The sequence below is a fragment of the Streptomyces sp. NPDC001678 genome (genome assembly GCF_042892945.1).
In the GTDB taxonomy this organism is placed as follows: Bacteria; Actinomycetota; Actinomycetes; order Streptomycetales; family Streptomycetaceae; genus Streptomyces.
In genome coordinates this window covers 320,194-336,596 of sequence record NZ_JBIAUP010000007.1, presented here as the reverse complement: position 1 = coordinate 336,596, position 16,403 = coordinate 320,194, and the positions used below count along the sequence as shown (strand labels likewise).

At 73.5% G+C, this 16,403-nt stretch carries 12 protein-coding genes; 5 read left to right on the top strand and 7 right to left on the bottom strand.

Going from position 1 to position 16,403, the window contains the following annotated elements:
• Nucleotides 1-153: 153 nt before the first annotated feature.
• Genes ACFYZR_RS18020 through ACFYZR_RS18010 form a run of 3 tightly spaced genes read right to left on the bottom strand, consistent with a single transcriptional unit; the run spans nucleotide 154 to nucleotide 6,205 of the window.
• On the bottom strand, nucleotides 154-1,353 hold the full coding sequence (locus ACFYZR_RS18020; RefSeq protein ID WP_391911241.1) for a cytochrome P450: 1,200 nt from the start codon (nucleotides 1,351-1,353) through the stop codon (nucleotides 154-156).
• Nucleotides 1,350-4,682, bottom strand: a complete 3,333-nt coding sequence (locus tag ACFYZR_RS18015) for a ferritin-like domain-containing protein (protein WP_391911239.1) — start codon at nucleotides 4,680-4,682, stop codon at nucleotides 1,350-1,352. The genes ACFYZR_RS18020 and ACFYZR_RS18015 overlap by 4 nt, the downstream gene beginning before the upstream one ends.
• Nucleotides 4,682-6,205: a flavin monoamine oxidase family protein gene (locus tag ACFYZR_RS18010; protein ID WP_391911237.1), complete on the bottom strand. Its 1,524-nt coding sequence runs from the start codon at nucleotides 6,203-6,205 to the stop codon at nucleotides 4,682-4,684. Before ACFYZR_RS18010 ends, ACFYZR_RS18015 begins: the two co-directional genes overlap by 1 nt.
• A 397-nt stretch (nucleotides 6,206-6,602) precedes the next feature.
• Here ACFYZR_RS18010 and ACFYZR_RS18005 point away from each other — a divergent pair, with 397 nt between their 5' ends.
• The 3 genes from ACFYZR_RS18005 (at nucleotide 6,603) to ACFYZR_RS17995 (ending at nucleotide 9,860) form a co-directional block, all read left to right on the top strand.
• On the top strand, nucleotides 6,603-7,529 hold the full coding sequence (locus ACFYZR_RS18005; protein WP_391911236.1) for a DMT family transporter: 927 nt from the start codon (nucleotides 6,603-6,605) through the stop codon (nucleotides 7,527-7,529).
• A gap of 284 nt (nucleotides 7,530-7,813) precedes the next feature.
• On the top strand, nucleotides 7,814-8,314 hold the full coding sequence (locus ACFYZR_RS18000; protein ID WP_391911234.1) for an inorganic diphosphatase: 501 nt from the start codon (nucleotides 7,814-7,816) through the stop codon (nucleotides 8,312-8,314).
• 40 nt (nucleotides 8,315-8,354) lie between these two features.
• Nucleotides 8,355-9,860 (top strand): hypothetical protein, encoded by a 1,506-nt coding sequence (locus ACFYZR_RS17995; RefSeq protein WP_391911232.1) that lies wholly within the window; start codon nucleotides 8,355-8,357, stop codon nucleotides 9,858-9,860.
• Nucleotides 9,861-9,901: 41 nt separating this feature from the next.
• Here the strand turns inward: ACFYZR_RS17995 and ACFYZR_RS17990 are convergent, their stop codons facing one another.
• Together ACFYZR_RS17990 and ACFYZR_RS17985 are read right to left on the bottom strand one after the other, a co-directional pair.
• Nucleotides 9,902-10,309, bottom strand: coding sequence for an SsgA family sporulation/cell division regulator (locus ACFYZR_RS17990; RefSeq protein WP_391911230.1), 408 nt, complete (start codon nucleotides 10,307-10,309; stop codon nucleotides 9,902-9,904).
• A 213-nt stretch (nucleotides 10,310-10,522) separates the two neighbouring features.
• Nucleotides 10,523-11,725, bottom strand: a complete 1,203-nt coding sequence (locus ACFYZR_RS17985) for a sensor histidine kinase (protein WP_391911228.1) — start codon at nucleotides 11,723-11,725, stop codon at nucleotides 10,523-10,525.
• 143 nt (nucleotides 11,726-11,868) lie between these two features.
• Here ACFYZR_RS17985 and ACFYZR_RS17980 point away from each other — a divergent pair, with 143 nt between their 5' ends.
• Entirely contained in the window at nucleotides 11,869-12,972 is a 1,104-nt protein-coding gene (locus ACFYZR_RS17980; RefSeq protein ID WP_391911227.1) for a WD40/YVTN/BNR-like repeat-containing protein, read from the top strand.
• Between the two features lie 193 nt (nucleotides 12,973-13,165).
• On the opposite strand, the gene ACFYZR_RS17975 is transcribed toward ACFYZR_RS17980, so the two are convergent.
• Nucleotides 13,166-13,465: a YciI family protein gene (locus tag ACFYZR_RS17975; RefSeq protein ID WP_229355296.1), complete on the bottom strand. Its 300-nt coding sequence runs from the start codon at nucleotides 13,463-13,465 to the stop codon at nucleotides 13,166-13,168.
• Between the two features lie 79 nt (nucleotides 13,466-13,544).
• Between ACFYZR_RS17975 and ACFYZR_RS17970 the strand changes: the two genes are divergently transcribed.
• Entirely contained in the window at nucleotides 13,545-14,243 is a 699-nt protein-coding gene (locus tag ACFYZR_RS17970) for an endonuclease V (RefSeq protein ID WP_391911226.1), read from the top strand.
• A 21-nt stretch (nucleotides 14,244-14,264) separates the two neighbouring features.
• Here the strand turns inward: ACFYZR_RS17970 and ACFYZR_RS17965 are convergent, their stop codons facing one another.
• Nucleotides 14,265-16,310, bottom strand: coding sequence for an alkyl/aryl-sulfatase (locus tag ACFYZR_RS17965; RefSeq protein WP_391911224.1), 2,046 nt, complete (start codon nucleotides 16,308-16,310; stop codon nucleotides 14,265-14,267).
• Nucleotides 16,311-16,403 lie beyond the last annotated feature (93 nt).

Here is a 16,403-nt window from a genome sequence, read left to right as displayed (position 1 = left end):
CAGCGGTAGGGCTTGGCGTCGTGTTCGTCGCAGGCCAGGACGAAGGTGTCGATGCCCGCGGCCAGTTCGTCGCAGGAGGCGAACTGGCCGCGGCGCCCACGCGGCGGTAGCCGCATATCGACACAGCCCCGCACCCCTTACGGGGCGCTCCCGTTACGGGGCTCCCGTCCGTACCATCATCCTCGCCGGGCCGTGGAAGATCAGGTCGTCCGCGTAGCGGACCGGTTCGGTCGCCGGGGCGAGGCCCGGGAGGCGGAGGAGTTCGGTCAGGGCTGTCTCCGCCTCGGCCCGTGCCAGCGGCGCTCCCACGCAGTAGTGGATGCCCATGCCGAAACCGGTGTGCCGGAGCGCGTCGCGGCGGATGTCGAGCCGGTCGGCGTCGGGGAAGTGCCCGGCGTCCCGGTTGGCCGAGCCCAGCACCAGGACGACCTTCTCGCCCCGGCGCACGACGTGCCCCGCGATCTTGTCGTCCTCCTTGGCCCACCGGCTGATCATCTGCACGGGCGGGTCGTAGCGCACCAGCTCCTCCACCGCGCCCGGCAACAGCCCCGGATCCGACCGCAGCGCCGCGAGCTGCTCCGGGTGGGCGAAGAGGGCCAGCAGCCCCTTGGCCACCAGATTGGTGGTCGTCTCGTGGCCCGCCGTCAGCAGATGGATACAGGTGCCCACCAGGACGTCGTCCCCCAGCGGAAGGCTCTCCTCGGCCGCCAGCATCGCCGCGATCAGGTCCGCCGCGTTGGGGCTGCGCCCCGCTCGCCGCCCGGCCAGCTCGGCCCGGAAGTACCCGGCGAGCTCCCGCGCGGCCGCCTCGGCCACGGCGAACCCGTCGGACCGGCGGGCCGCCCGGGAGCTGGTCGCCTGCTGGAGGTCCACGGCCCGCTCGCGGAACCAGGGGCGGTCCGCCCGCGGCACCCCCAGTAGTTCGCTGATCACCAGGATCGGGAAGGGCGCTGCGAAGCCCGTCACCAGATCGGCGGGGTCCGCCGCCGCTAGCTCCCCGGTGAGCTCCGCCGCCAGCCGTCGGATCCGGGGGCGCAGCGCCTCCACGATGCGGGGCGTGAAGGCCTTCGCGACCAGCGCCCGCACCCGGGTGTGCTCCGGCGGGTCCATGAAGACCAGCCAGTTGGTGACCGTGCGCCGCAGGTGGGGGCACTCCTCGGGCAGCGCCGCGGGCAGGGCGCCCCGGCCGTGGCGCCGGCTGGTGAGCACCCGGGCCACGTCGGCGTGCCGGAAGAGGTACCAGGTGTCGCCGGAGCGGTGGACGGGGTCGAGCTCCCGGTAGGGCCGGTAGGACGCGTAGGGGTCCGCCGGATCGACGTCCTCCGGGCGGAACGGGGGTATCGGTGCGCTCATGGGGTGTCTCCCTGGCGGCGGAAGAAGTCGGCGTGGAAGGCCGCCATCTCGGCGACCTGGGACGGCACCGGCTCGCATTTGCGGGCCGCCGCCGCGAGGTGGTCGAGGCGCAGCGCCAGCGAGCGGCGCGCCACGTCGGGCCGGGGGACGAAGGCGGGCGGGGCGTCCAGTTCGAACGTCGGCCCGGCGGTCCGGCCGCGGCGGCCGGACTCCATGGTGACCAGCAGCTCCGCCAGCGGGCGCATCATGCCGGTCATCACGTCGATGGAGGCGTTCATCAGCTTCGAGCGGCGCAGGCTGCCGTCGGGGCTCTCGCCGAAGTGCTGGACCATCAGCTGGAGCATCACGTGGTACGAGCGGTTGAACAGCCGTGCCACCGTGCGCGCCTCCTCGTCCGTGATCGCGTCCTTCGCCGCGTCGCCGACGCCCAGCGTGGGGTTGCGCAGCACCGGGTAGGCCGGGCTCCAGGGCAGCAGCCGCCCGTACGGGCCGGGGACCCGCTCGGTGGTCAGGGCCTCGCCGATCCGCAGGAAGCTCTGGAAGTGCGAGGAGTCCGACGGCCCGGCGTCGCCGAGGGTGCCGCCCTCGCCCTGCTCGGTGATGAAGTCGACGGCGAACAGGGCGCTGGAGAGGTCGTCGACCTCCAGTTGGTAGTCGGGGTGGGTGGTGTTGACCGATTCGCGCATGAACACGTGGTGTTCGCCGCCGCCGCGCCCCTTCTCGACGAGGAAGAGGTCCGGGACGCGTCGCAGCCCCTCCCGGATGCCCGCGTACAGCTCGCTCACCGAGTTCCAGGTGAAGCCGAGCGGCCGGACGGGCCCGGGCCGGGTGCCGCCCTCGCGGCGCACCTCGGGGGTGAGGCCCGCAGGCTGTTCGATGGCGATGTAGCGCTGCACGCTGCCGACGCTCAGCCCCTCCAGGGCGAAGTCCAGCGGTACGGGCAGTTCGGCGTTGAGCGTGCCGAAATCGATCTCCGGGACGTGGAAGGGCTCGCCCATGGCCGTGATGATGTTGTTGACCAGCAGGAAGTGGATCATCTCCTCGCGGGCCACGTTCAGCAGGGTGCCCCGGATCCCGTCGTCGAGGGTGGCGCCGCCCTGCCCGCACGCGAGCTCCAGTTGCCCCGTCGTCCACTGTCCGCGCCGTACGTACTCCCGCCCGGCGCCGTGTGTGGGCACGGAGAACGCCGCGTAGAGGTACTGGAGCATCACCGCGAGCTCCAGCGCGGCGGCCTGCTTGAGGACGGTCCACAGCTCGCCGCGCGTGGTGATCGCGGGCTCGGTCACGGGGATCGCCGGGGCGGTCAGCGGCGGGCGCGGCCGTTCCTGCTGGTTGCGCAGATAGGCCAGCAGGAGGCGGGCCTTGGGGTCGGTCAGGTCGCGGGTGGGCGGCATGTAGTACGTCTTGGCCTTGTTGCGCGGGTCGCACATCTGCCAGGCCAGCTCGGCGTAGGTCTCCACCTTGCAGCGGTCGGCGAGGCTGAAGACGTCGGAGCGCATGAAGGTGGAGATGTGCTCGTAGAAGGCGAAGACCTCGCGGTGCAGCAGGGTGAAGTCGACGTCCTCGCGCGGGACGTCGTCCAGGTGCCAGTCGTCGGGCAGGACGCGGACGGACAGACTGCCCGCGCCCGCCCAGTAGCCGAGGGCGTCCTCGTCGTCGTAGGCCGTCCAGGCGGAGCCCTCGGCCGTGGGGTCGGTGGCGGGCCGGTCGGCGGGGTCGGTGGTCAGCAGGACCCGGCAGGTGCCCGCCCGCTCGCCGCGCAGGGTGAGCAGGCCCCGGCCCCGCTCGTCGGTCGCAACGGAGCACTCGGCGGTGAAGCCGTCGTCCCCGCCGCGCATCCCGAGGTGGACCGCGTCGCCGCAGCGCGCCCCGGCGCCGCCCGCGACGGGGTCGGCGGGCAGGGCGCGCGGGTTGGAGTACTGGCGCGCGTGGACGGTCCCGGCGCTCGCCGGGCGGCCCCGGACGAACACGCGCAACGGGATCTCCACGGCGTGGTCGCGCCTCCGCGCCCGGTCGCGGTGATGGAGCGTCACCAGGGCGTCGTCGCTCTGGACGTTGACCTCCCGCTCGACGAGCAGCACCGTCGCCTCCCCGCCCCCGGTGGCCGCCCGGACCAGGCACAGAGCCTCGTCCGGGGCGGCCTCCCAGCCCGCCTCGGCGGGCACGGTGACGACGCCGGAGGTGAGTTCCCCGTCGTAGGACCCGGCGGGCAGCCGGGCGAGGAGCCGGCCGGAGCGGGCCGAGCGCAGCTCCAGGTCGCCGGCGTCCAGCGGTGGGCCGAGCCGGTGCAGCGGGCCCGGACCGGCCTCGGGCGCCCGGCCCGTGAGCGGCACGGCGGAGATCATGTTGAACGCGGCCCGGCCGCGCCCGACCTCCACCGTCATGTGGTGGAGCGGGCCGCCCGCCCCCGGGAGGGGGGCGAGCAGCCGGCCGGCGGGGTAACCGCGCATCTCGTCGGCGTGCCAGGGCGCGATCGTCCCGCGCACCCGCCACAGGGCCGGGGTGTCCGGGGCGAGCGGCGAGGTCACGTCGTCCAGCGCGAACTGGACGACCAGGCCGTCCGCCCCGCCCGTCACCGCCTCGCGCAGCGCGCGCACGGCGGGGGAGAGCCCGGCGTCCGGCAGCCAGCCCAGCCCGTCCGCGCCCTCCTCCGGGGTGACGACGAACTGGTGGACGGCGCAGTAGCCCAGCTCCCGGGCGAGCGCGTGCTCGCCCACGTCCAGGATCCGGCGGAAGTCCACCCAGCGCGGCGGCTGGAAGCCCTCGACCGCGTTGCTGAGCATGTAGCCGTCGTCGTGCGAACGGCCCAGGCGCCCCAGGCCGAACCGGCCGATCATCAGGGCGGTGGTCCACCGGGAGGCCGGGTCCAGGTCGAAGACCCGGGCCCGGTTGACGGTCGTGCGCAGGTAGTCGTTGTAGTGGCCCCACACGTCGACGCTGCGGCCGACGACCGGGTCGTCGGTGGCCGGCGGGGCGCCGGCCGGCGTGTCCGGGCCCTCGACGGAGACGATCCGGGCGTCCAGCAGGAAGTGGCCGTTGCCGTCGAAGTGCCGGCCCTTGACCGCGCTGAAGACGCCTGCGGCGAAGGCGTCCGCCGCGACGGTGCCCTCCGCCGCCGGGCAGGGGCGCCCGGCGGCGTCGAAGTGCGGCCCGAGCGCCTGGAGGTGGTCGTGGTACTCGGCGGCCGGCCGGTCGGCCGGGAAGGGCCGGCCGTCGCCGGTCAGGGCCCGGTTGGCGGCCAGGTCGACGAGGCCGCTGCGCGGGCCGGTGGGCAGTTTGGTCGTCGCGGTGCCGGCGAAGTGCAGCCGGGGCAGGTCGAAGACGCTCATCACAGGGCTCCCGCGGGGTTGGCCCGGCCGGAGACGGGCGTGCGGCGGCGGTCGGTGGCGAAGTCCGTCACCTGTTCGACGGCCCGGAGCGCGGACTCGATCGAGCCGTCGATCCAGGCGGGCGACGTCGAGCAGTGCTCGCCCGCGAAGAACAGCCGGTGCGCCGGGCGGCCCGCGCGCAGCAGCTCCTCCTCGACCTCGCCGGGGCTCTTGCCCCAGCGCACGGCGCAGCCCGCCTGCCAGCGCGAGTCCCCCCAGGCCACACTCACGGCCTCCAGCACCATCCCGGGCGACAGCAGTTCGGGGTGGGCCACGCTGAGCTCGTCCAGCACCAGACGGTGCCGGCGGCAGGCCGACATCCGGCTCAGCTTCCGGGCCTCGTCCCCGATGGTGTAGCTGGCCAGCAGGGTGGCGCCGCGCCCCGGTTCGCCGTCGACGGGCGGGTAGTAGGTCTGGCGGATCCGTCCTCCGGTGAAGGAGGCGCCGCCCTCGATGCCGCTCTCCCGCCAGAAGGGCGTGCGGCAGAGGAAGGCGACCTTGGTGGCGGGGCAGTACTGCACGTCGCGCAGTACGGCCAGCTTGTCGGCGTCGAGGCCGCTGAGCCGCATCCGCCGTACGGCGGGGAACGGCGCGGTGCACACGACGAGGTCCGAGCGCTTGACGACCGTCCGGCCGGCCGCCTTGACCTGGAGCAGGACGCCGTCGTCGCGGACGTCGACGGCGGTGACCCGGTGGCCGAGGGCCACCGTGCCCCGGAGGCGGCCCGCCAGACGGCAGGTCAGCTGGTCCATGCCGCCGTGCAGCCGCAGCAGGTCGGGGCTGGTCTCGGTGAGGATGTCGTCGAGGAAGCTGTTGAGCCGTCCGCTGCATCCGGCGCGGATGCCCGGGTAGGCGGCGAAGAACGTGTGGAGGTCGACGCGGTCCCGTGCCGATCCTCGTATGTGCTCGGTGATGTCGAGGTGGTCGACCATGTCGAGCAGCTGACGGTGGAGGTCCGCGCGGAGCTCGTCCCTCAGGTCCGGGGGAGCGATGGCGTCGACGATGGCCGTCAGCCAGGTGCCGAAGGCGATGGTGCCTGGCGTGTACCGGTGGTCCGGGCGCTGCCGGGCGAGCTCGGCGCGGAAGTCCTCGCGGAGCGGACGGGCGGCGTCCCGGATGCGAATGAAGCCGTTCCGGGTGTGGAGATAGGCGTTCTCCTCGGAGAGGAGCGTGGCGAAGGTGCGGAGTTTGTCGTCCAGCCCCATCTTTCGAATGTATTCGAGAGTGTGGCGGTGATGGGCCGGAATGCGCATGGCGCCGAGCTCCACGGACGGTGCGCCGGGGCCCGGGCCGAACCGGTGGGTGAGAATGCGGCCACCGATGCGGTTGTTTCCTTCCAGGACCTCGACGCGATAGCCGAGGCGCTCCAGTTCGTAGGCGGTCACCAGGCCGGAGACACCGGCGCCGATGACGGTGACGTGGCGTCCGCGCTGTTCGAATTTATCGAATGCGTGGGCATGCCAAACCGTGGAGTTCGCGGACATTGGTGGTTCCCCCCGTTAATGCCGTGCTTTCCCCGTTCGAGCACCCGTACAAATTTCATACGGGGCCGTCGGAACGCAATGGTATTTGAGGACGCTCGAAATCCGGCAGCGGATTTTTCCCCGGCGTCGACGAAATCGTAGACGCGGTACGGAGAAATACGGCCGGGGATCGTCCGGACATCCCATGGGCCGTGCGCTCGCCCCGCCGGACGTGATCGACGCCGGTCCCACGACGCCCGGCAACCCCTCGGATCATCCGGCCGTACTCCCAGCGGAGTACGGAAAAGCCCGTACTCAAGTACGACGACGTGAGCGCCCGGAACGGGCATCGTGGAGATATGGAGCACGAGGTGACGGACCGGGGGGCCGGGAGCGGGAGCGGGAGCGGGGGTGGCGGGTGAGCGCGCTCGCCGTGGCGGTGCTGTTGTGCCTGGTGTCCGCCGTCTGCTACGCCGGAGCGGCCATCGCCCAGGAGCGCGTCGCCGCCACCGGCCCCGGCGGCGGGTACGCGCCGCTGCGGCGCGCGGGCTGGTGGGGCGCGGTGGCCCTCACCTGCCTCGGCGCCGGGCTGCACGTGGTGGCCCTGGCCTACGGCCCGCTGAGTCTCGTTCAGCCGCTGGGGGCGCTGACGATCGTCTTCGCCCTGCCGATGGCCGCGCTGTTCGCCCGCCGCCCCGTCGGCGCGGCGGGCCGGCGCGGCGCGCTCCTCGCCACGGTGGGGCTGGCGGGGCTGCTGAGCCTCACCGGGACCCCGCACGGCGACACCCTCGACCGCGCCGAACGCCCGCTGCTGGCGGTCGTCGTGCTCACCGCCGTGGCGCTGGCGGCCCTCGCCGCCCGCCGGCTGCGCCACCCGGCCGCCCGGGGCGTCATGCTGGCCGCCGCGGCGGGCACGGCGTTCGGCATGGCGTCGGTCTTCACCAAGGCCGTCGCCGAGGACTGGACGACGCGCGGCGCCGGCCTCCCGGCCCTGCTGCCGGGCCTCGGCGCGATCGCGGTGCTCGCCTCGGCCGGGATGCTGCTGTCCCAGGCCTCCTACCGCGGCGCGGGCCTCGCCGCCCCCCTGGCGACCCTCACGGTCGTCAACCCCGTGGTGGCCGCGGCCGTCGGCGTCGCCGAACTCGGCGAGGTCTTCCGCTACGGCGCCACGGGTACGCTCCTCGCCGCCGTGGCGGGGGCGCTGGCCGCGACGGGCGTGGTGACGCTGACCCTCCAGGACGCGAAGCGTCCTGCGGACGGCGAGGTGGAGGGCCTCGCCCTGCCCCACGCGCGCCGCCCCGAGCGCGGTCTGGTCCCCGCGGGCGCGGACCCGGACCCGCGCTGACGCCGTCGCGTCGACGGGGTCGAGGCTGCGTGATGCGGTGCGGCCCGGTGGTCGGTTTGTGCCCACCCTCCCCCAGCTACCGCTGGGAGGTGCCCCCAGCCCTGCGGAACGATTGCCCACAAACCGGGGGTGCCAGGGGGCGCAGCCCTCTGGGAAACGGTGAAAGGGCGGGGCTGGGGCACCCTCACCGGAGCCGGGCCCGGGCCCCGGGTGGACGCACCGTGGCGCGCGGAGTACAGAACGCGCCACCATGGTGATCCCCCGACCCCTCCGGAGGAGCCCCCGTGGATTTCGATGTCGTCGTGGAGATCCCGCAAGGCAGCCGCAACAAGTACGAGATGGACCACGAGACCGGCCGCATCCGGCTCGACCGGATGCTGTTCACCTCCACCCGCTACCCGGCCGACTACGGCTACATCGACGAGACCCTCGGCGCCGACGGCGAGCCCCTCGACGCGCTCGTCCTCGCCGGGGACCCCACCTTCCCCGGCATAGTCATCCGCTGCCGTGCGATCGGGATGTTCCGGATGCGGGACGAACAGGGCGAGGACGACAAGGTGTTGTGCGTGCCCTCCGGCGACCCCCGGCACGAGCACGTGCGCGACCTCCGGCACCTGCCCGAGTTCGACCGGCTGGAGATCCAGCACTTCTTCGAGGTCTACAAGGAGCTGGAGCCGGGCAAGTCCGCCGAGGCCTCCTGCTGGGCGGGCCGGGCCGCCGCCGAGGCCGAGATCAGCGCCGCCCGCGCCCGGGCCAAGGCGGCGGGGACGAACTCTCCCTGGTAACGGGGCCGAGGTCGGTGGCGATGCGGTAGAAGAAGGGGGCATGGCCACCACCGACCGGCGTGTCGAGCCTGTTTCCGTCACCACGGACCGGGACGGCACGCCGCACCGCGACGTACGCCTGGCGACGGTCGCCGTCGCCTTCGCCGTACTGCAACTGTGCTACGCCGTCGCCCACATGGACCTCGGCTGGGACGAAAGCGTCTACCTCTCGCAGGTGGACCCCCGCAACCCCGCCGCCTTCTTCAGCGCCCCACGCTCACGCGGCATCAGCTTCCTCGTCGCACCCGTCGTCACCCTCACCCCCTCCGTCACCGCGCTGAGGGTCACGCTGGTACTGCTCTCCTCGCTCGCGCTGTTCGCCGCGTTCCGGGTGTGGGAGCCGCTGCTGGGCAAGGGGCGCGTCGCGCTCGCCGCGCTGCTCCTCGCCGGGCTGTGGATCACCGTGCTCAGCGGCCCGGAGGTCATGCCCAACCTCTGGCTGGCACTGGCCGCCGTCGCCGCCGTCGGCTGGTTCCTGCGCGCCCGCCGCGACGCCCCCGGCCGGCGCCGGGCCCGTACGGGTCTCGCCCTGGCCCTCGCCGCCGCCGCGCTCCTGCGCGCCCCCGACGCCGTCTGGCTCGCCCTGCCCCTGCTCGCCGCCTGCGCCGGCCTACGGGCCTGGCGGACGCCCGCCACCGCGGCCGCCGTCCTCGGCGGGCTCGCGGCCGGCGGCGCGCAATGGGCGGCCGAGGCGTACACGCGCTTCGGCGGCATCGGCCGGCGGCTCGCGCTCTCCAGCGACACCGAGGGCGGCATGGGCGCGCACCTCGGCGCCGGCCTCCGCGCCTCCTATCGCGCCCTCAACGGCCCCCAGCTCTGCCGCCCCTGCCGCATAGCAGGCCCCTCCGTCACCCACTCCCTGTGGTGGCTGCTGCTCCCCGTCCTCGTCGCGGCCGCCTGCGCCATGGCGATGAGGGCCCGCCACCGGCAGACGGAGGCGGTCGCCGTCACCCTCCTGCCCGTCGCCTGCGCGCTGGCCCTGGCCGCGCCCTACCTGCTCCTGCTCGACTATGCGGCGCCCCGCTTCCTGCTGCCCGTCTACGCGCTGCTCGCGCTCCCCGTCGCCGCACTCGCCGCGCAAACCGTACGGGCCTCGGGGGCGGCCGGCGGCCGATGGGCCCGGCTCACCACCGTCGCCCTGCTGTGCGCCGTCCTCACCGCCCACCTCGCCGTCCAGATCGAGGAGCTCCGGGTGAACACCGCCGACGCGCGCGACACCACCGTCCGCTACCGCCGGGCCGCCGACGAACTCGGCCGCCTCGGTGTCACGGCCCCCTGCCTCGTCACCGGCCCCCGGGCCCAGCCCATCGCCTACGAGGCGGGCTGCGCCTCCGCCCAGACCATGGGCAACAACCGCTCCCACACCACCGCCGACATCGTCCGCACCGCCGCCCGGATCCCCACCGCGCTGCTGTACGACACGCGTCACCCCTACCTCCCGCCGTACGCGCGCCGGTGGCACTCCCACCCGCTGCCGGGCACCGACTGGCTCGCGTACGTCCCCTGACGCGCCCGACCGGATGGCCGCGCCCGCCCCGGATGACGTGCTCAGGCCAGCAGGGCGGCCAGGTCGCTGTCCACGTCGAGGTGCCCGGCCTCGGCGCCCGCCGGCACCTGGGCGTAGGTGTGCGCCAGGAAGGCCCGTAGCTCCGGGGTGTCGATCTGCACCATGGCCACCCCCTCCAGCGCGTGGAACTCCAGCACCGTGCGGTGCGGGCCGCACGGCCACACCCGTACGTCCCCGCCGCCCGCCGAGCGCAGCAGGCCCCGGGCCAGCAGCTCCCGGGCGAAGGCCCACTCGACCTCGTCCCCGTCGAGGGAGGCCGTGGGCGGGAAGACGACGCGCACGGCGAACGGATCGGCGCTCTCGTAGCGCAGGAGCGCGGGAACCGTCCGGGACGGCGGAGCCGACGCGATGATGCGTGCCTGGACAGCCTGTTCGATGACAGCGGACAATGCCGGCTCCCTTGCGTTGGTTTCCCGGTGGTTTCCCGGTCGTTCCCGGTGGTGCGCTTCCGTGCCGTTGTGACTTCCTCTGCTTTACACAGTGAGACGGCCGAACGATCGTGGTCGTGCACATGAATCAAGCGTGAGCTGCATCACGGCCCTTGAAAAAGAAGACATTTGTCATTGATGGCAATGAACTCCAAGGAATACGGCCAAGGATGGTCAGAGCCGCGCCGGCAGGACCGCCAGCAGCTCCCAGCCGCCCTCGGGCGCCGGCCCGGCCGTCAGCGAGCCCCCGATGGCGTCCGCGCGCTCGCCGACACCCACGAGCCCGAGCCCCCCACTGTCCTCCGGTGCGCGGGGCGCGCAAGGCGTGCGCGCCGGCCCGCCGTCGTCCCGCACGGACACGAACAACCGTTCCCCGGAGCGCCGCAGCGACACCCCCACGGCGGAGGCGTCCGGGCTGTGCTTGGCCACATTGGCCAGGCCCTCGCCGACGATGCGGTGGACGGAGGCACCCAGTTCGGGGGCCAGCCCCTCGTCGAAGCGGGGGTCGACGCTCAGCGTGACCCGCGCGGCCGGGTGCACCTCGCGGAACGCCGCCACCAGCTCGGCCGTACGGTCCAGCCCGGGCAGCGGCGCGCGGTGCGCCTGGTCCTGCTGGAGCACCTTCAGCAGCCGCCGGGCCGTCGTCATGGCCTCGTCACCCGCCTCCTGGATGTCGCGCAGCGACGCGGCGACGCGCTCGTCGTCCGCCAGCGACCCGGTGGCCTTGGCCAGCAGGGTCATCGCCGCCACGTGATGGGCGACGAAGTCGTGCAGCTCGCCCGCCAGCTCCAGCCGCTCCGCCTCACGCGCGGCGGCCACCGCCCGGGCGCGCTCGACGTCCCGGTGGCGCAGGCACAGACCCAGCGCCGTCACCCCGGCCACGACCAGGGCGTACGCCACGACGGTGGTGCTCAGCGCGTCCGCGTCCCGCACCGGCGCCGCGAGGATCCCGGCGGCCAGCGCGATCCCCAGCGGCACGGCCGGCCGCACCGGGGTGCGCCAGGCGACCGCGCCCAGCAGTACGAGCAGGGCGGCGCTCTCGGTGATCCCCCAGGCCGGTATGGGCTGCCCCGCCATCAGCAGACAGCCGGTCGCCGACCACGACACGGCCACGGCCGCCGCCGCCCGCCCGGCCAGCGGCGCCCAGGGCAGCAGACAGGCCGCCACCAGCAGCCCGGTCAGCCACAGCACCAGATGCGCGTGCAGATGCGCGTGGTGCCCGCCCGAGTACACCGGATGCCCGGCGCCCCTGCTCAGCGCCCGGCCCTCCAGGATCCACAGCCCGCCGAGCGCGGCCACGAGGGCGGGCGTACGGGCGGCACGGAGCGAGCGGGAGGGCGGCAGGGACGGCAGGGACGGCAGGGGGATCTGGGCCATTCCCCCACGCTAGGCACGGCGTCCCCGGCCCCGGATCGCCCGTGCGGCCACCGGTCACCGGCCAAAAGGATGAATCTTTGACGTTCCTCCGTCGTGGAGTTGTCATGGACGGTCCCGCCGGGCCTCCGCTAGCTTCCCGCCCCATGAGACGCATGGGAAAGACCTTACGAACCCTGCTCACCGGGGCCTGCGGAGCAGCCCTCGCCCTGGTCGGCCCGGCGACGGCGCCCGCCCGGGCCGCCGCCCCCGAACGCCACATGGCGTGGGAGCTCAAGGACACCGGCACCGACACCCGCTTCCGGGGCCTCGCCGCCGTCAGCCGCGCCACCGCCTGGGCAGCGGGCACCAAGGGCACCGTCCTGCTCACCCGGAACGGCGGCACCACCTGGCGCGATGTCTCCCCACCCGGGGCGCGCGGGCTGGAGTTCCGCGACATCGAGGCCTTCGACGGGCGGAACGCCGTCGTCCTCGCCATCGGCGAGGGCGAGGCATCGAGAATCCTGCGGACGGAAGACGGCGGTACCACCTGGACGGAGACCTTCCGGAACACCGACCCCAAAGCCTTCTACGACTGCGTGACCTTCTTCGACCGCCGCCACGGCCTCGCCCTCGGTGACCCCGTCGACGGCAGGTTCCGGCTCCTGGAGACGAACGACGGCGGCCGCGCCTGGCGGCCCCTGCCCACCGCCGGACTGCCCGCCGCACTGAGCGGCGAGGCGGCCTTCGCCGCGAGCGGCCAGTGCGTGGTGAGCTCGGGCCCCCGCGACGCCTGGATCGCCACCGGCGGCGCGACCGCCTCCCGGGTGCTCCACTCCACCGACCGGGGCCGCACCTGGACCGCCACCGAGGCGCCCCTCCCGGCGGGCGACGCCGCCCGCGGCGTCTTCGGGCTCGCCTTCCGCGACCGCGCCCACGGCCTGGCCGTCGGCGGGGACTACCGCGCCGGGCAGCCCTCGCCCCGGGCGGCCGCCGCCAGCGGCGACGGCGGCCGGACCTGGCACGCCGCCACCGCGCCCCCGGCCGCCTACCGCTCCGGGGTCGCCTGGCTCCCGCACACCCGCACCACGGCCCTCGCCGTAGGCCCCACCGGCAGCGACCTCACCACCGACGGCGGCCGCACCTGGCGCACCTTCGACACCGGCTCGTACGACACGGTCGACTGCGCCCCGGCCGCCGCACCGGGCGCGGGGTGCTGGGCGGCGGGGGAGAAGGGACGCATCGCCCGGCTGGTACCCCGGAGGGCCTAGGCCCTGTCCGGCGGGCCATGCAGTGCCCCGTAGGGGCGCGGGGAACTGCGCGACAAGCCACGACGTGCCCGCGGATTGCCCGACCCCCGGGGTGGCGTGTCAGCTGCGGGCCGTCGCCGGCCGATCGCGCAGTTCCCCGCGCCCCTATGGGGCGCCGTGGTGGCGCGTGACGAAGATCCGCCGGACACGGCCTCTAGGAGGGGAGCTCCTGCCGGTACGGCTCCATGGCCTGGGACGTCTTCGTCGGGATGAACTCGGTGACGGTGTACTCGGCCACGCCCGCCACCGTGAACGGGTCGCTGCGCGTGATCTCCTCGATCTTCGCCCGGTCCTCGCCCACCGCGAGGATGATCCCGCCGTCGCGCGGCACCTTGCGGCCGGAGGCGATGAAGACGCCCGTCTCGTAGTGGGCCTCCAGCCAGGCCACGTGCTCCGGCAGAGCGGCGTCGATGCGCTCGATGGGGGCGATGTAGGTCAGTTCCAGTACGAACATGATCGACAGGCTACGCCCGGTCGCCCAGTACGGCACCCCCGCCCCGGCGGCGGGGTGCCCGCCCGGTACCGTGCCCACCATGATCGACGCACCCCGCCCCCTGCCCACCGGCTGGCCGACCATCGAGGCGGAAGCGACCGCCGTGCAGGACGAGTTGCGCGGGCGGGTGATCCTCGACGAGCCGGGCCCGGAGCCGGGCGCTCCGCTGATCGCGGTGGGCGTGGACGTCGCGTACGACGACGAGCGGGACGTCGTCGTCGCGGCGGCCGTGGCGCTCGATGGAACGACCCTGGAGGTCGTCGAGGAGGCCACGGCCGTCGGCCGCGTCGCCTTCCCCTATGTACCGGGGCTGCTCGCCTTCCGGGAGATCCCCACCGTCCTCGCCGTGCTCGACCGCCTCACGGTCACCCCCGGCCTCGTCGTCTGCGACGGCTACGGCCTGGCCCACCCCCGCCGCTTCGGCCTCGCCAGCCACCTCGGCGTCCTGACGGGCCTGCCCACGATCGGCGTCGCGAAGAACCCCTTCACGTTCACGTACGACGCGCCCGGCCCGGAGCGCGGCGACACGTCCCCGCTGCTGGACGGTGCGGAGGAGGTCGGCCGGGCCCTGCGCACCCAGAAGGGCGTCAAGCCCGTCTTCGTCTCGGTCGGCCACCGCGTGAGCCTCGACCACGCCTGCGCGTGGTCCCTGGCGCTGGCCCCCCGCTACCGGCTCCCCGAGACCACCCGCGCGGCCGACTCCCTCTGCCGACGCGCGCTGGCGGAGGGAACCGGCTGAGGCCGGGCTGCTGAGGCCCGGTTACTCGGGCGTGGCCGGGGCGACGATCGGGAACGAGGAGTCGGGCCTGGTCAGATAGCCGAAGACCGCGTCGGCGTATTCCGGCTTGCCCTCGGGGATCTGGACGAGGCCGTCGCGGACGGCCTTGCCGAAGGCGGCCCGGTAGTCGCCATTGGCCCCGTACATCAGGCCGTTGAGGACGTCACGGGTCAGCTTGATCACTGTCTGCGGCGTGCCGGCGAAGCGGTCCTTGCCGGGGACGTAGACGAGGACGCCGTTGCGCAGCGTCGTCGTGCAGGTCTGCTCGTCGCCGTTGCTGATCACCCACTGGAGGACGATCGGGTCGCGCTGCTCGCGGGCGGCCCTGGGGCCGTCGATCGCACGGGCGAGCGTGGAGAAGTACTGCTCCAGGGACGTGCTGACGATGATGTCGCCGGGTTCCTGGTTGTACGGCCTCTCGACGCCGTGGGCGAGCTCGTGGGCACCGGTGAGGTAGAAGTTGCGCCAGGTGCCGTTCTCGGATCCGTAGCCGAGCTGGGTCAGGGCCTTGCGCTGCAACTCCTTGGCCGCCGCGCTGTCCTCGGGGTGGCCGAAGATCACGTGGTTGAGGAGCTCGACGACCCAGCGGTACTCCTGGCGGTCGTAGGCCGCCTGCGCCGTCGCCACGACGGCGTCGACGCCGCCCATCGCGTTCACGTAGTGGGCGCCCGCCTCGGCCGGCGGGAGGTTCCACAGATGCGCCGGGTTGCCGTCGAACCAGCCCATGTAGCGCTGGTAGACGGCCTTGAGGTCGTGGCTGAGGGAGCCGTAGTAGCCGCGGGTGTACCAGTGGGAGCCGAGGGACTCGGGCAGTTCCAGCTCTTCGGCGATCTCGATGCCCGTCTTGCCGGCGTTGATCAGCCGCAGCGTCTGATCGTTGAGGTAGGCGTAGACGTCCCGCTGGTTGCTCAGGTACTCGACGATCTTCTCCTTGCCCCAGCGGGGCCAGTGGTGGGAGGCGAACTCGACGTCCGTGTGCTCGCCGAAGGTCTGGATCGTCTCGGTGAGGTACTTCGACCACGCGTGGGCGTCCCGGACCTGGGCGCCGCGCAGGGTGAGGATGTTGTGCAGCGTGTGGGTCGCGTTCTCCGCCGCGCACAGGGCGCGGGCCTGCGGGAAGTAGATGTTCATCTCCGCCGGGGCCTCGGTGCCCGGCGTGAGCTGGAAGACCATCCGGATCCCGTCGACGAGCTCCCGGTAGAGGCCGGGCCGCCAGGGAATGACGTCCTTCGACGACCACTGGTCGCGCGGGACGGGGGCGGTACCGCTGCCGCCGATGTTCACGTTCGGCGGGACAAGCGTGACCTCACCCGTGGAGACGGTCAGCCCGAGCCCGGCACCGACCTGCCCGTACGGGCCCTTGTCCAGCTTGGCCGCGTACATGTACTCGGAGCGGCGGGACATTGCCGGACCGGCGTAGACGTTCTCGCTGACGGCGTGCTCCAGGAAGCCGTCGGGGGCGATGATCGGGATGTTGGCGTCGACCTCGCCGTTCTTCTCGTGGAAGAGGCCGCGGACGCCGCCGAAGTGGTCCACGTGGCTGTGGGTGTAGATGACGCCGACGATCGGCCGCTTGCTCTCGGTCGCGTCCCGGTAGAGCTTCAGCGCCCACTGGGCGGTCTCGTAAGAGGCGAGCGGGTCGATGACGAGGATGCCCGAATCGCCTTCGATGATGGTCATGTTGGACAGGTCGTAGCCACGGACCTGGTAGATCCGGCCGTGCTCGTAGGACGCGACCATGAAGAGGCCGGCCTGGGCGGTGAGCAGGCCCTGACGCCACAGGCTCGCGTTGACGGAGGGCGGGGCGTCGTCCGTCGAACCCTGGCTCAGGAAGTCGTAGCTGACGAAGTTCCACACGATCCGGTCGCTCTTGTGGCGGGCCGGGATCGCCGGGATCTCGGGGAGTGCGATGAGTCCGCGCTGGGCGTCCTCGAAGTCCTCGGAGTTCGGCGGGATGGTGTTGACGATCTGCCGGTTGGCCTCGGCGACGGCCGGGTCGACCTCGATCTGCTCAGCGGACTCGAGCATGCGAACGCCTCCTCTGGCACATGGGAACACCATCGACGCTATTCGCAGTGGAAAATGCCCCGCAAGGAACGGAACCGGACAGAGGCCCGCCCC

What these genes read in the sequence shown, in the direction of transcription:
- ACFYZR_RS18015 (WP_391911239.1), bottom strand. Translation starts at nt 4,682, where the DNA reads ATGAGCGTCTTCGACCTGCCCCGGCTGCACTTCGCCGGCACCGCGACG.
- ACFYZR_RS17975 (WP_229355296.1), bottom strand. Translation starts at nt 13,465, where the DNA reads ATGTTCGTACTGGAACTGACCTACATCGCCCCCATCGAGCGCATCGAC.
- ACFYZR_RS17970 (WP_391911226.1), top strand. Translation starts at nt 13,545, where the DNA reads ATGATCGACGCACCCCGCCCCCTGCCCACCGGCTGGCCGACCATCGAG.
- ACFYZR_RS18020 (WP_391911241.1), bottom strand. Translation starts at nt 1,353, where the DNA reads ATGAGCGCACCGATACCCCCGTTCCGCCCGGAGGACGTCGATCCGGCG.
- ACFYZR_RS17980 (WP_391911227.1), top strand. Translation starts at nt 11,869, where the DNA reads ATGAGACGCATGGGAAAGACCTTACGAACCCTGCTCACCGGGGCCTGC.
- ACFYZR_RS17965 (WP_391911224.1), bottom strand. Translation starts at nt 16,310, where the DNA reads ATGCTCGAGTCCGCTGAGCAGATCGAGGTCGACCCGGCCGTCGCCGAG.
- ACFYZR_RS17985 (WP_391911228.1), bottom strand. Translation starts at nt 11,725, where the DNA reads ATGGCCCAGATCCCCCTGCCGTCCCTGCCGTCCCTGCCGCCCTCCCGC.
- ACFYZR_RS17995 (WP_391911232.1), top strand. Translation starts at nt 8,355, where the DNA reads ATGGCCACCACCGACCGGCGTGTCGAGCCTGTTTCCGTCACCACGGAC.
- ACFYZR_RS18010 (WP_391911237.1), bottom strand. Translation starts at nt 6,205, where the DNA reads ATGTCCGCGAACTCCACGGTTTGGCATGCCCACGCATTCGATAAATTC.